Origin of the sequence: Sporolactobacillus nakayamae, assembly GCF_900113325.1 — a bacterium.
In the GTDB taxonomy this organism is placed as follows: Bacteria; Bacillota; Bacilli; order Bacillales; family Sporolactobacillaceae; genus Sporolactobacillus; species Sporolactobacillus nakayamae.
In genome coordinates this window covers 57270-70573 of record NZ_FOOY01000012.1, presented here as the reverse complement: position 1 = coordinate 70573, position 13304 = coordinate 57270, and the positions used below count along the sequence as shown (strand labels likewise).

The 13304-nt window shown below is 42.9% G+C and carries 16 protein-coding genes; 9 read left to right on the top strand and 7 right to left on the bottom strand.

Annotated elements, in window-relative coordinates; translation table 11 throughout:
• Positions 1-211: 211 nt before the first annotated feature.
• Positions 212-1102 carry an acetoin biosynthesis transcriptional regulator AlsR gene (gene alsR / locus BM003_RS09560; RefSeq protein WP_093672489.1) on the top strand — a complete coding sequence of 297 codons (891 nt, stop codon included), beginning with the start codon at positions 212-214 and terminating at the stop codon, positions 1100-1102.
• A 3-nt stretch (positions 1103-1105) separates the two neighbouring features.
• Here the strand turns inward: alsR and BM003_RS09555 are convergent, their stop codons facing one another.
• Entirely contained in the window at positions 1106-2218 is a 1113-nt protein-coding gene (locus tag BM003_RS09555; RefSeq protein ID WP_177184730.1) for an AI-2E family transporter, read from the bottom strand.
• A gap of 189 nt (positions 2219-2407) precedes the next feature.
• Between BM003_RS09555 and cls the strand changes: the two genes are divergently transcribed.
• Positions 2408-3856, top strand: a complete 1449-nt coding sequence (gene cls, locus BM003_RS09550) for a cardiolipin synthase (RefSeq protein WP_093672485.1) — start codon at positions 2408-2410, stop codon at positions 3854-3856.
• Between the two features lie 51 nt (positions 3857-3907).
• On the opposite strand, the gene BM003_RS09545 is transcribed toward cls, so the two are convergent.
• Positions 3908-4357, bottom strand: coding sequence for an acyl-CoA thioesterase (locus BM003_RS09545; RefSeq protein WP_093672483.1), 450 nt, complete (start codon positions 4355-4357; stop codon positions 3908-3910).
• 99 nt (positions 4358-4456) lie between these two features.
• Entirely contained in the window at positions 4457-5170 is a 714-nt protein-coding gene (locus BM003_RS09540) for an AraC family transcriptional regulator (protein ID WP_093672481.1), read from the bottom strand.
• A gap of 326 nt (positions 5171-5496) precedes the next feature.
• Here BM003_RS09540 and larD point away from each other — a divergent pair, with 326 nt between their 5' ends.
• Positions 5497-6207 carry a D/L-lactic acid transporter LarD gene (gene larD / locus BM003_RS09535; protein WP_093672479.1) on the top strand — a complete coding sequence of 237 codons (711 nt, stop codon included), beginning with the start codon at positions 5497-5499 and terminating at the stop codon, positions 6205-6207.
• Between the two features lie 95 nt (positions 6208-6302).
• On the opposite strand, the gene BM003_RS09530 is transcribed toward larD, so the two are convergent.
• The gene (locus BM003_RS09530) at positions 6303-6962 is read right to left on the bottom strand and encodes a VTT domain-containing protein (protein ID WP_093672478.1); all 660 of its coding nucleotides are present in this window, start codon (positions 6960-6962) and stop codon (positions 6303-6305) included.
• A 207-nt stretch (positions 6963-7169) separates the two neighbouring features.
• The gene (locus tag BM003_RS09525; protein WP_093672476.1) at positions 7170-7439 is read right to left on the bottom strand and encodes a glutaredoxin family protein; all 270 of its coding nucleotides are present in this window, start codon (positions 7437-7439) and stop codon (positions 7170-7172) included.
• A 134-nt stretch (positions 7440-7573) separates the two neighbouring features.
• Between BM003_RS09525 and BM003_RS09520 the strand changes: the two genes are divergently transcribed.
• The 6 genes from BM003_RS09520 (at position 7574) to BM003_RS09495 (ending at position 11633) form a co-directional block, all read left to right on the top strand.
• The gene (locus BM003_RS09520) at positions 7574-8134 is read left to right on the top strand and encodes a GNAT family N-acetyltransferase (RefSeq protein WP_093672474.1); all 561 of its coding nucleotides are present in this window, start codon (positions 7574-7576) and stop codon (positions 8132-8134) included.
• 87 nt (positions 8135-8221) lie between these two features.
• Positions 8222-8812 carry an ECF transporter S component gene (locus BM003_RS09515; protein ID WP_093672472.1) on the top strand — a complete coding sequence of 197 codons (591 nt, stop codon included), beginning with the start codon at positions 8222-8224 and terminating at the stop codon, positions 8810-8812.
• Between the two features lie 88 nt (positions 8813-8900).
• A complete protein-coding gene (locus BM003_RS09510) occupies positions 8901-9746 on the top strand; it encodes an energy-coupling factor transporter ATPase (RefSeq protein ID WP_093672470.1) in 846 nt (281 codons plus the stop codon).
• Between the two features lies 1 nt (position 9747).
• Positions 9748-10608, top strand: a complete 861-nt coding sequence (locus BM003_RS09505; protein WP_093672468.1) for an energy-coupling factor transporter ATPase — start codon at positions 9748-9750, stop codon at positions 10606-10608.
• Positions 10609-11421, top strand: coding sequence for an energy-coupling factor transporter transmembrane component T family protein (locus tag BM003_RS09500; RefSeq protein WP_093672466.1), 813 nt, complete (start codon positions 10609-10611; stop codon positions 11419-11421).
• Between the two features lie 98 nt (positions 11422-11519).
• Positions 11520-11633 (top strand): YjcZ family sporulation protein, encoded by a 114-nt coding sequence (locus BM003_RS09495; RefSeq protein WP_093672464.1) that lies wholly within the window; start codon positions 11520-11522, stop codon positions 11631-11633.
• Between the two features lie 218 nt (positions 11634-11851).
• On the opposite strand, the gene BM003_RS09490 is transcribed toward BM003_RS09495, so the two are convergent.
• On the bottom strand, positions 11852-12520 hold the full coding sequence (locus tag BM003_RS09490; RefSeq protein WP_093672462.1) for a DUF421 domain-containing protein: 669 nt from the start codon (positions 12518-12520) through the stop codon (positions 11852-11854).
• A gap of 12 nt (positions 12521-12532) precedes the next feature.
• Positions 12533-12985 (bottom strand): DUF3290 family protein, encoded by a 453-nt coding sequence (locus BM003_RS09485; RefSeq protein ID WP_177184729.1) that lies wholly within the window; start codon positions 12983-12985, stop codon positions 12533-12535.
• Positions 12986-13304: the final 319 nt, after the last annotated feature.

The window sequence follows — 13304 nt, the reverse complement described above, 5'->3', positions numbered from 1 at the left end:
AATGTGCTCACATGATTATCTGTTTCTGCCTTTAGGGTCGGTAGTTCGCCTGTGCATATATTGGTAAACTTTTCTGTGACTAATATCATTTTAGCGCGCCAATTTACTTATGTGAAATATATTATTGAACACCATGTAATACACGTAGTATATTAATAGTGAATAAACCATTTTAACGATGACTAAAAATAAATTGGGAGAATCGCTGCTAATGGAACTTCGTCATATTATCTATTTCATTACCGTTGCTGAAGAACTGCATTTTGGACGAGCTGCCGCGCGCCTGCAAATGACACAACCGCCGCTGAGCAAACAGATCCAACAATTTGAAGAGGAAATCGGTGTCGCGCTTTTTAAACGAAATAAACGACATGTCGAGCTAACAACGGCGGGGCAACTCTTTCTGCCTGAGGCACGAGAAGTTATCGCTCAGGTAAATCAGGCTGTGGATACAGCTCAAAGGGCACACCGCGGAGAATTCGGCCGTTTAGTGATCGGCTTCGTTGGTTCGGCAACTTACGACATTCTTCCGCAAATCATCCGCGAATATCGGAGTACGTTTCCTCATGTTTCGATCCGTCTGCATGAGTTTTCAACACCCGATCAAGTAAGTGCGCTGATCGGCAGCCGAATTGATGTCGGGCTCTTACATCCGCCGGTCAGCAGTTCCCTTATCGAAACGATACCGATCAAACGGGGCTTTGCCGCACTGTCTCTTCCTAGAAATCACCCGCTTGCGAAGAAAGAACGAATACGAATTAAAGATCTTGAGGATATACCGTTCATCCTAGTCTCACGTGACATTTGGCCGGGTTTATATGATGAATTTCTTTCCCTGTTCCAGAACGTCGATTTCACGCCGAAAATTGTCCAAGAAGCAACTGAATATCAGATGGTCGTTGGGCTGGTCTCCGCGGGGATCGGCATCGGAGTTGTCCCAGCTTCAGCAGAAAAGCTGTTCAACCTAGAGGTCGTTTACAGAGAAATTGACGATTACCCGCTCAAAGCCGTACTCTCGCTTGCCTATTTGAAAAAAAATACGAATCCTGCCCTGAAACAATTTGTTTCATTAACAAGGCGGATTCGTATTGATGAGTCATAATTTTTACGATTTGATCAAGCTGTCGTCTTTACTTTTGCGGCGTAAACGAACTAAGCGAATCATATGCGAAATAAATGTCTTAATCATCGCATAGGTTGGTACAGCCAGAATCATGCCGATCGGCCCTATCCATTTTCCAGCGACAAGCAGCAGGACAATGATCGTTAACGGATGCGTGTTCAGACGCTTACCCATGACAAGTGGGGAAATCAGATGACCATCCAGCTGTTGAACGATGATGATCACGGCAAGAACAAGCAGCGCCTTGGCGGGTGAATCAATCAACGCAATGATCAGCGCCGGAGTCGCCCCTATTATCGGTCCCAGATAAGGAATAATATTGGTCACACCGACAATTAGTCCGAGTAACAGGCTGTATGGCAAGCCGATCACAGCAAAACCAATACTTGATGTAATCCCTACAAACGACGCCACAATAATCAACCCGTGAATATAGGATGACAACGTGTCATTAAGGTCACCTAAGATGTGATTGACTTCATCATGATACTTTTGTGGAAAAAAGCGTGATACTGCCTTGGGGAGACGATTGCCGTCCTTCAGCATATAAAATAATATAAATGGAACAGTGACCACAGTAAGCGTCACATTGGCCAGTACATTAAAAAATGTCGATAATCCGGAACCTGCGTTATCCGTGAATGTTTTTACCATCTTCTCGAGACTGTTCTGAATTTTGTCGATAGAATAATAATCTTGATGGATTAGCCATTTAAATCCTTGAGAATCTGCCAATTTCTCAATGCTTTGCCCCAAGCTGGTGATGTAATCCGGGATCTGCCCGAATAACGATTTCACCTGCTCTGTAAGCGGAGGACCGACAATGACAACGAGCAGGGCAATCAAGCCCGTAAGAATAATGTAAATAACCAAGATACTAATGGTCCTTGGAAGCTTCATGCGTTGGAAAATATCTACGAACGGACTAATTAAAAAGAAGAGAAAGCCAGCCACAATGATCGGAAAAAACAGTGTAGAGATTAGGGTAACCACCGGAACAAAAATAAACGAAATTTTTGTTAAAACAAAGATCAGCAACGCGAGTCCTAGAAGCTCTAAAGTCCAGAAAATAAGATTCGAATGTTTTTTCAGCACAGTCTCCACACCTTTTCACAAGCCCTCAAAGGACGTCTTCTATTTCACTTATAGTAATTATAGCGTGTTCTCACAAAATGAAGCAATGAAAGTTGCGCGCATGCTGAACTTCTGTTCCTCCCGCTAGCGTGCCTTGCTTGTTTAGGGTTATAATCAAGTATCATGTGGCAGTGAAAAGGATGTGGTGTAATGAGCGTTATCTCGATACTCCTGACGATCATGATCGTGATTAATATAATGCTCGGTGCGACCGTCGTTTTCCTTGAGCGGAAAAGTGTCAGTTCCACTTGGGCATGGCTGATGATTCTCAATTTTCTCCCAATCGCCGGATTCATTCTCTATATAATATTGGGACAGAATATGAGCAGACGAAAGATTTTCAAGTGGGATCATATGGTTCACCAAAGAACAAAAGATATCGTTAGCAAACAGATGCTGGCGATTGTCAACAAGGAACCGCCGTTCTCCGATCCGATTCTTTATGACTACCATAGGTTAATTTATATGAACTTGAATAATGATGAAGCCCCGTTAACCTTGAATAACAGACTCTCCATCTATACTGATGGAGAGTCTAAGTTTCAGAATTTGCTGCAGGACATCCGTTCGGCTAAACACCATATTCATATTGAATACTATATTTTCCGGGGCGATTTTTTAGGAAATCAATTGATTGACACACTCATTCAAAAAGCAAAGGACGGGGTTGTGGTTCGCTTACTCGTCGATGATGAAGGATCAAGAAGGTTACCAAAAAAGCTGGTTCAAGGTCTGATTCATGCGGGCGGCAAGTTTCAAACCTTTTTTCCCGGACGATTGCCGCTTCTAAACCTGCGCATTAACTACCGCAACCACCGAAAGCTTGTCGTCATTGACAGTAAGATCGGCTATATCGGCGGATTTAATGTTGGCGATGAATACCTGGGACTCAGCCGGAAATTCGGATTTTGGCGCGACACGCATCTGCGTGTTGTCGGCGAATGCGTGATCACCATTCAATCGCGCTTTCTGCTGGACTGGAACCAGGCTTCCGGTGAACAAGTACCCTTTCAAGCCTACTATACAATGGATGATCGAACGCATTATGGAGATGTCGGCATTCAAATCGTTTCAAGCGGTCCGGATCAGAAATGGGAACAAATCAAGAATGCATTTATTAAAATGATTTTATCAGCGAAAAAGAACATTTATATTCAAACACCTTATCTTATCCCGGACGAAAGCTTGCTTAATGCCATATCAATTGCTTCGCTCTCCCACGTGGATGTGCGTATCATGATACCGAACAAACCCGATCATCCATTTGTTTATTGGGCAACCTATTCAAATGTTGGCTTGCTGCTGGAAACCGGGGCGCGCGTGTACCTCTATCAAAACGGCTTTTTACATGCGAAAACCATTATTGTTGACGATCAAATTGCGACAGTGGGTACGTCAAATCTTGATTTTCGCAGTTTCAGCTTAAATTTTGAAGTGAATGCATTCATCTATCACCAGCAAACAGCCAAACAGCTTGCTCAAATTTTCAAACAAGATATCCGACTTTCCAAAGAACTGACAATGTCCGATTATCGCAACCGTTCATTCATTATCAAGTTTAAAGAAAGTGTCTCACGTCTTCTCTCTCCAATATTGTGACCAACAAAAACAGCCGAGCGAATAAAGCCGCTCGGCTGTTTTCTAGTTAACTTAGTCTTCACTTTTTTCAGCAATACGAATCTGTCTTAATGCGGGTACGCCCTCCGGCACATCTTGGTGTTGTTTGAGTATTCCTTTTATCGCCTCTGTCAGCGGCATAACTTTTTTCTCTTTATAATCATAACCGATCAGCGTTACCCGGCCGCGCGCATGCCAAATGCCGTTCGTTCCGGATATCGCATGCTCAACATCAAAGCTGGAGCGCGATATGGTGCTGATCCAAGTATAAATGGTCAATTCTTCATCATAATTAATCTCTTGAATGTAATCGCAATGTGTCGATGCAACAATCACACGCCAGTCATTCAGATCCATAGTCGGGGTAAACCAGCGGAAAATCTCGCGTTTCCCCTCTTCGAAATAGGTATAATAGACTGCGTTATTGACATGTCCCATAGCGTCGCAGTCATTAAAACGCACAGGAATTTTTGTCTTTATCATTTAAAAGCCCCCATAATCCTTGTTTACAGAAAGATAGTCACTGGGAACTAGTTTACCACACGAGCAGCATTGTGTGTCTGATCTGAGATTTTAAATAATTCACAAAAAATTAGCTGCCCGGTATTCCGACGGCGACCGCCGCTCATATTTCTTAAACATCTTTGTAAACGATGCGTTATATTCATAGCCCAATTGATAGGAAATAGTCAGCACACTGAGCTTTGGATCCCCTAACAGTTCCTTCGCTCGATGAATGCGCAGAAAATGTATATATTCAAGTGGCGTCATCTTCATTTTGCGCTTAAACCAATCACAGTAGTAGGAAGGCGTATAGTGCTCCATCGCCGCTAAGGACTTCACATCGATCTTCTCCGTATAGTGACTGTGAATAAAGCGAATGGATATGTTCGCCGGCTCATCAGCCATTTTATGAAACCAATAGTTAAGCAGTAAAACAGCTTCATCATGGTTATTCTGCATCACTTCATGGACCAGCAAGTCCTTAATTGATTGCCAGATTAAATTCGCATCCCAAATGAATTCGTTCTCTTCATCAATATGATTTTTCAACAGCTCATTGTTATAACGCTCGGGTACTTCAATCACGAGATTTTCATTTGATTCAGTGGAGCGGAGTGAATAAGAAAAATGAACAGGCAACAGGCAAAATTGTGAACTCGTAAGTTTTTTTTCTCCTGATTCGGTCACGATACTTATCAAGCCATGAATCGGGATCACGATTTTACAGTGTGAGGAGCTGCAATAATGCTGTTCCTTGCTGAATGACATAAAGTAAAAATAAATGCCTTCCAATTCGTTGAACCTCCTAATACTCGTGTTGTCTGTTCTTTAGATGACGAATGTTCTTCTCTTCATCGTTCTTCTTCAAAGCGACTGATAAAATCAACCGTCAATTTGGAGTATATCAAATAATAGTGACTAATGTGTGACAATGCTGTTAATAGTTACTCTTTTCCGCAATAAAAGTCAACCCAAATTCTAGAAGTCAACAAATTTGCATTTTGTAAGCGTATACTATGAATTTTGGATAAAATTAATCGGAGAAATGGAAAAGAAATAGACTTGCATTCCTTTTATACTCTTCCTGTTAAAACAAATTGCAGGGGGAAAATGAATCAATGCATCAATTAATCGCGGAATTTTTAGGGACGGCTTTAATGATTGTTTTTGGTGTTGGCGTACACTGCTGTGAGGTACTGAATACATCAAAATATCAAAATTCCGGCCACATTTTCGCCATTACAACTTGGGGTTTCGGTATTACCATCTCGTTGTTTATCTTCGGAGATGTCAGCATTAATCCTGCGATGGTTGTCGCTCAGGCAGTTCTTGGCAACATTCCATGGTCAAGCGTCATCCCAATAAGTATCGCAGAAGTACTCGGCGCAATCTTCGGATCAATTGTCGTATTCATCGCTTATTACGATCAATTTAAGGCTTCTAAAGATATCGATCGGGTAAAAATTCGTAACATTTTCTCAACAAATCCAAACGTGCGCAATTTACCACGTAACTTTTTCGTCGAATTTATTGATACGTTTATTTTTATTACCGCAATTCTAGCGATCGCATCGATTAAAACTCCGGGTATTGTTCCAATTGCTGTTGGTCTTCTCGTTTGGGCTATCGGCATGGGTATGGGCGGTCCTACCGGATTCGCGATGAACCTCGCCCGTGATATGGGGCCACGTATCGCACACGCTATTTTGCCAATTCCAGGCGGAAAAGCAAACAACGACTGGCAATATGGAATTCTTGTACCAGGCATTGCTCCTTTATTAGGTGCCGCATGTGCCGCATTGTTTGCCCGCGGATTCCTCGGATTATAATCTGCGTTAGTTAAAAGAGAAACAAAAAGACCGGAAAGGCAGGATTTCCTGCTTTTCCGGTCTTTTTGTTTGTGAAGAGGGCATCTCAAAGTAGCTCAGTCAAATCGTTTGCCTTTAAAGATATTCTTGACCATCACCAGCAGCATGGGCAAAATCGACACAAAGATGATCAACAGCATCATCATTGAGAAATTATCCTTAATGAATGGGATCTGTCCGAAGAAAAATCCTGCCATAAGTCCCGCTAATGTCCACACAACACCGCCAATAATGTTGTAGAAAAGAAAGAATGGATAGTGCATACGACTCGCTCCTGCGATAAATGGTATGAACGTCCGTATGAATGGCGCGAATCGACCGAGGAAAACAGCAAATCCGCCATATTTATTGAAAAAACGTTCTGCCTTTGCCATTTTTTCCTTGTTAATCAGCCGATGAAAACGATTATGCTTCTCCAGCGACTGCCCGAGTTCACGACCGATCCAATAGTTGATCGTATCGCCAAGTACGGCCGCAATAGCGATCAGAATCACAAGCAGCCATATATTCAGATCGGTGCCATGATGTGCGGCAATCGCGCCTGCCGCGAACAGCAAAGAATCACCAGGAAGAAACGGGCAAATCACCAGTCCTGTTTCAATGAAGATCACAACGAATAAAATAGCGTACGTCCAAGCGCCGTATTGATTGACAATTTGTGTGAGAAATTGATCAATATGAAGAAAAACGTCAATAAACCAAGTTACAGAATCCATCCACACGTCTCCTTAAGTTTGTTTCATCCAATAAGCTGAAATTCGATATGCTGCAAGAAAAGGCAGATATAATGATAAGCCTATTCATCATCGTACCTAATTTCTCGCAAATAGAAAACCCTCTATCAAATTATAAGCGATAATTGTTAACTTTTTCTGAAAAACAAAAAAGCCTGGGCATTAGAATCCCAGGCGAGCGCTTAATATTCAGCCAATGGCTTCTTTCATAAATGCTGTGATGGTTTCTTCTTTTGAATCACTTAATAATTTGCCCGTTTCTTTATCAATAAAAGTCGGAACAGTCATAAATTGATATTTTTCTTTTAGTTGAGCAAACCGTTCCTCATCATTTTCACGCACAAAAACTTCGATTTGGTCATTATATTTTCCTTCGAGTGCGTGGTTCAGAACCACTTTTGCCCGATCGCAATACGGACATACTGTTTTTGTTATCATTAGGACTTTTTTATCTGCCATCTCGTTCACTCCTTTCCTATAGTGTAACCAATAGACGTAGATCCTGTCATGCGTTCTGCCCAGCATTTTAAAATTAGTATCTCCTAAGAGCGGCTCCGATGTATACTGTAGTTAGTCAGAAAGGATGATCGGTCATGGATCTGTTCAAAGAAAAGCAACCGGAGATTCTTAACCTTTCACATTCGCTTCGATTAAGAAAATTTCAGCATAGTGTTCCTCAGGCACTGGCTTGGTACCAAAGCGCAGAAACATTGCGGCTCGTTTGCAGACAAAATTGCGAGCCATTTGATATGGTGCGACTGAAACGAATGTATCAGTATCTGGAACAACATGGCGAATTGTATTATATCGAATCAGTCATCAACGGCTCTTTCAAAGCGATTGGAGACGTTGCTTTATGCCCACGTGACCTGCCTATTGTTATTGGCGATCCAACATATCGAGGCAATGGTATAGGCAGCCATGTGATTTGGGCACTGTCATGCCGGGCGTTCACACACGGAATGACCGTAGTCAATGTAGAAGATATTTACGACGACAACATCGGTTCGCAGCGAGCTTTCCAGAAATGCGGATTTTCAGAGGATAAAAAAACAAAATTTGGGCACTCATATCGGTTAACCATCGAGCAATACAATCGAAAAAAATTCGTTAACCGCTCTTTGAATTCTATTGACAGTGGTTCAGGTGCATAGTACAATCATCCTTAATCCCTTGTAATCTAGTGGGTTTTATCGGTATCATGACTTTATTTTATTTTAATTTTAGAGGAGGAACTAAAAATGAGCAATGAAAAAAGCATCGAAAAAAAATCTTTTGATGTCAGTGACATTGTGCTTGTCGCCCTGTTTGCAGCAATCATTTATCTTGGTATTTGGATTTTGAGGATCCCGCTTCCGGCCGCTGTCGGGGCACCGTTCATTCATTTTGGCAATTCGCTTCTTGTCTTAGCTGTACTGCTTATCGGCGGCTTCCGTGGCGGTCTCGCCGGCGCGATCGGACTTGGTTTATTTGATCTGCTCAGCGGCTACGCGTCAACAGCTCCTGTGACTGTCATACTCGCCTTTGCTGTTGCAGGCATTGTCACCTACGCATTTCATCTATTGAAACACGTTGACAAGCCTCTGAACATCTTTATCCTCGCAGTTGTTGCCGGCGCATCCAAAATTGTGCTTGAATTCCTGCATGGGCTGATCGAATTACTGTTTGGCGGCAGCGCATTTGGCGCAGCAGTGGTCGGCGCATTCACAAGTCTTCCGGCTACAGCAATCAATGCGGTTTCAACGGTGATTATTGTTTCCGTTCTTTACTTCCCACTGAAAAAGGGACTATCGATTTTTGATTCAAACAAAGGGGTTTCCAAAGCTTCGTAAAACCGTGTATGATTAAGTTCGGACAGGTCTTCATTTCATGTCCGGACTTTTTTCATACATTTTTTTACCCTAAACTAAAGGAGTTCTTATGAGCGCTCTGATTGAAACCAAAAATCTGCATTTTCAATATTTACATAATGATTCCCAGGAATCCTGGATTTTGAACAGAATAAACCTATCGATTCAAAAAGGTGAATTCGTCGCGATTCTCGGACCCAATGGATGCGGCAAATCGACGTTGGCCAAGCATTTTAACGCGCTTCTTGTGCCATCAGACGGTGAAGTGCTCGTAGACGGTTTGGACACACAAAATGATCAGAATCGGTTCGATATTCGGCAAACGGTCGGGATGGTCTTCCAAAATCCTGATAACCAATTAATCTCAACGATTGTCGAAGAAGACGTTGCGTTCGCACCGGAGAATTTGGGTATGGATCCCTTAGAAATTCGCAGTCGTGTGGAGTGGGCGCTGAAAGCCGTTGATATGCTGGACTATAAGCGGCACACACCTTTTAAACTGTCTGGTGGGCAAAAACAGCGTGTCGCCATTGCGGGCATTCTCGCCATGCGTCCGCAATGTATTGTCCTTGACGAACCGACATCGATGCTCGATCCGAAAGGACGTGCCGACGTCATGCGAACCATTCGCCGACTCAATCACGAATTCGGTCTTACGATCGTGTTGATTACCCACCACATGGAAGAAGCTGCACAAGCGAAGCGGGTGATTGTGATGGACCGCGGGAAAATTGAACTCGATGACAGTCCTGAAAACGTCTTTTACCAAATTGATCTGTTAAAGCGCCTGAAACTCGATGTACCGCAAATCTCCGAGTTAGTGGTTCGTTTACGCCGGCGTGGTATCCATCTGCCGGATCAGATTACTCAAGTTGACCAATGTGTCGATGCATTGGTCGCCGCTTTGGAGGAATAAAATGGCCATTATTGAATTAAAAAATGTAAACTTTCGCTATGGCTCAGGTACTCCCTTTGAAAAACAAGCGCTTCACGATATCTCGCTCTCAATTGAACCCGGCGATTTTCTCGGCATTATCGGTCATACCGGTTCCGGAAAATCGACTCTGATCCGTCACTTCAACGGTTTGCTTCGCCCTGATTCAGGACAAGTACTCGTTAACGGAGACGATATTTGGACAGCTTCAAAAGACATTCGATCCATCCGTTTTCAAATCGGACTTGTCTTTCAATACCCTGAAACACAGATTTTCGAAGATACGGTCGCTCAGGATATCGCCTATGGTCCACGGAACATGGGGCTGGATGAAAAAGAGGTAGAGCTGCGTGTGCATGAAGCCCTTCAATTCGTTGGTCTGAATGATTCTTACCTTGAGCGTAATCCATTTCGTTTGTCCGGCGGCGAATTACGTCGCGTCGCCATCGCCGGTGTGATCGCCATGAGGCCACAGGTACTGATATTAGATGAACCTACTGCAGGTCTTGATCCTGAAGGACGGAATAAGATTCTCAACGAACTGGAACAGTTCCGGCGCGAGAGCGGCACCGCCATTGTTCTTGTTTCTCACAGCATGGAGGATATTGCCGAACATGTACGGAATGTGCTTGTTCTTGATCACGGAAAAATTGCACTAGATGGGACGACCTCCGCCGTTTTTTCACAGGCGGAGAAACTGGTGCAACTTGGTCTCGACATTCCCCAGATAACGAAAGTCCTACTTGGACTTAAAGCAAAAGGCTATGCAGTGGATACCGGAGCACTGACATTAGATCAAGCCGAGCGCGCGCTTTTGCGATTGTTCGAGAAGGAGCGTCGCTGAATGACACGTGATATTACAATCGGACAGTTTCTTCCAGGACATTCAATCATGCACCGACTGGATCCGCGAACAAAGATCGTCTTGACATTCTTTTTCATTATTCAGGTGTTCATTTCAAGAAGCGCTGCAAGCCTATGCTTCTTAATCGTGCTTCTTGGATTCTTGATCGCCAGTTCTCAAGTTCCGGCAGGAAAAGTACTTAAAGGTGTGCGTCCAATGATTCCGGTGATCGTCTTCACCGCACTGCTGAATATTTTTTATGTATCCGGTGAACCTGTTTTCACTTTCTTCTTTCTTCAAATAACAAAACAAGGATTGTTTACAGGCTTCACATTGCTTGTTCGCTTGACGGCACTCATCGCCGGATGCTCATTGATTACGTATACGACCTCGTTGAATGCACTGGCTGCCGGTCTGGAGCAGCTGCTCGCACCACTCAGACGCATTCATTTTCCCGTTAGCGAACTGTCAATGACCATTTCGATCACACTTCGTTTCCTGCCAACGCTGGCCGAGGAGTTTGATCGAATTATAGATGCTCAAAAAGCGCGCGGGGCGGAATTCAACAGTGGGAATCCGATAAAAAAAATCAAGTCCTATTTTCCTGTCCTACTTCCTCTATTTATGTCCGCATTCAGACGAGCGTTTGAATTAACGAACGCCATTGAATGCAGATGTTATCAAGGGGGAAAAGGCCGAACAAAAATGAATGTGCTTAAACTTGCCCCTAGAGATTTCTGTGCAATTGCATTTTTTGTGATTACTTTTTTCCTAACCATTGCCTTCAATTATTATTTTCCCGCTCCTTACTGAGCAATTTATAGAAGACAAATGCAATTAGTACATTCGCCCTCCCAATATCGGAACGGGATACATATAATGCAGTATCCGATTGATGAGGGGGTGTTTTCATGGGCTGTCCAGACAAAGGCGCTGTCAGCTGCGGTGGATTCGGCAACGGCTTCGCACTTCTCGTTGTACTGTTCATCTTGTTGATTATCGTTGGTGCAGCATTCTGCTACTAATTCATTTGAGTTCTGAAGCGACTCATCCACCCGTCACCGAGTAGATGCAGCATTTTCTAGTTAAATACAAAAGCCTCCTGAGAAAGGGCACCCGTACTGTGGGTGCCCTTTTTTAACATTAAGCTTCCTAAGTAAGATCCGAAAAAATAAACCAGACCAGAACTATTATTAATTACGCAAGAATCACATGATCACATTGCATCGAAATTCATTTACTTTCAGCTTTCAGTTGCAGTGACACGCGTTGTTTTCTTCATGTTGTCAGTGAAAACGCTGATTGTTCCTTTGTAGTATTCTGCGCAAAAGACATCATCAACAGATTCAATCCCCTGTTCCCGAAGCAACTCGTTAAGCCATTGCTCATCTTTATCCATCAAATCCAACATATCGTAATCAACGGATCCTTCAGCAACGAGAATCACCCCGAGACGATCACTGTCCTTTTTTAAAACTGTTAAATGACCGTTTTGTTCCACCTGAGCTCGGCGAACCTCCTGTATTGTGTAAACATCTTGCATACGCAGCATTGTTGAAAAATCAGAGACAGACAGATTCGCCTTTTTGAAATTTTCCGGAATCATTTTTCCTTTATTAATGATGATGATCGGATCCCCATCAATCCATTTACGCACCTCGCTGTTCTGAGCTTTGAGAATACGCATCGTGATAATTAGCCCTGACCAAATGAGGAGGACAATCAAGAATTGCAGAATTGTGATATCCGGATTATAAATCACACCACCAATAATACCGCCTAATACATAATTTTGGATTTGGTCCGCTGCCGACAACGGAGCTAAATTTCCTTTACCTGACATATTAATGAAAATGATCAGACATATGAATCCGATAACGAGCTTAACTGCCACATCCATGTACGAAAACATGCTTTCCCCCCTTTAATCATCGATGGTCTTTATCGTCGCACTATTTAATAGCTGAATCTGTTCAAGCACATAGTGATCCGGATCATCTTCATTACGCTCAAGTCGGAAAAACTGATCGTCAACTTTATATAACATAATTTCTTCAGGAGTCATGTGATTGGTATAAATCCGATCCACCGGAACGTCCAGTTCTTCTGCCAGCTGATTCATTTCATTGAGCACACCGCGATACTCGGATTGCGTGTGTTCCTTATTCACCCAATCATTGACTTGAATGCCGCCGAGCAAGATCAAAAGTATAAAAAGAAGGACACCGATTTCTTTATATTTATAAGGCATCTGCCTTTTTCTGAATCTCAGAATTAAGAAAAGCAGCATAAGAAAAAGCACTGCCATGAAAGCGATTTGCACAAACGCTGCCGTGTCCGTGTGACTTTCTATGTAGTGATAGCTGTAAAAATTCAAAAGCATCATCCTCTACGGAATTTAAATCGAATGGCAAAAAGAAAGCAAGCCAGTTCTCTATTTATTATGACGGTATCGACGAAATCTAACCGATTTGACCAAAAAACGTTCAATGCATCCTGATGAGAAGTAAACAGTGAAGACGAACGGCGCAGTTAAAATACGCGAGTAAAAAAGGCCATCAATTATGCATTGTTCAGGCAAAAGAATCAGCGTTCAAGCGAAATTATCAGCGTTCGGAGAAAAGAATCAGCGTTCAGGCGAAATTATCAGCGCTCAGACAAAAGAATCAGCGTTCAGACAAAAGAATCAGCGTTCA

Excerpts from the sequence above, each read along its gene's own strand:
- alsR (WP_093672489.1), top strand. The coding sequence starts at position 212 with ATGGAACTTCGTCATATTATCTATTTCATTACCGTTGCTGAAGAACTG.
- cls (WP_093672485.1), top strand. The coding sequence starts at position 2,408 with ATGAGCGTTATCTCGATACTCCTGACGATCATGATCGTGATTAATATA.
- BM003_RS09545 (WP_093672483.1), bottom strand. The coding sequence starts at position 4,357 with ATGATAAAGACAAAAATTCCTGTGCGTTTTAATGACTGCGACGCTATG.
- larD (WP_093672479.1), top strand. The coding sequence starts at position 5,497 with ATGCATCAATTAATCGCGGAATTTTTAGGGACGGCTTTAATGATTGTT.
- BM003_RS09530 (WP_093672478.1), bottom strand. The coding sequence starts at position 6,962 with ATGGATTCTGTAACTTGGTTTATTGACGTTTTTCTTCATATTGATCAA.
- BM003_RS09525 (WP_093672476.1), bottom strand. The coding sequence starts at position 7,439 with ATGGCAGATAAAAAAGTCCTAATGATAACAAAAACAGTATGTCCGTAT.
- BM003_RS09520 (WP_093672474.1), top strand. The coding sequence starts at position 7,574 with ATGGATCTGTTCAAAGAAAAGCAACCGGAGATTCTTAACCTTTCACAT.
- BM003_RS09515 (WP_093672472.1), top strand. The coding sequence starts at position 8,222 with ATGAGCAATGAAAAAAGCATCGAAAAAAAATCTTTTGATGTCAGTGAC.
- BM003_RS09510 (WP_093672470.1), top strand. The coding sequence starts at position 8,901 with ATGAGCGCTCTGATTGAAACCAAAAATCTGCATTTTCAATATTTACAT.
- BM003_RS09505 (WP_093672468.1), top strand. The coding sequence starts at position 9,748 with ATGGCCATTATTGAATTAAAAAATGTAAACTTTCGCTATGGCTCAGGT.
- BM003_RS09500 (WP_093672466.1), top strand. The coding sequence starts at position 10,609 with ATGACACGTGATATTACAATCGGACAGTTTCTTCCAGGACATTCAATC.
- BM003_RS09495 (WP_093672464.1), top strand. The coding sequence starts at position 11,520 with ATGGGCTGTCCAGACAAAGGCGCTGTCAGCTGCGGTGGATTCGGCAAC.
- BM003_RS09490 (WP_093672462.1), bottom strand. The coding sequence starts at position 12,520 with ATGTTTTCGTACATGGATGTGGCAGTTAAGCTCGTTATCGGATTCATA.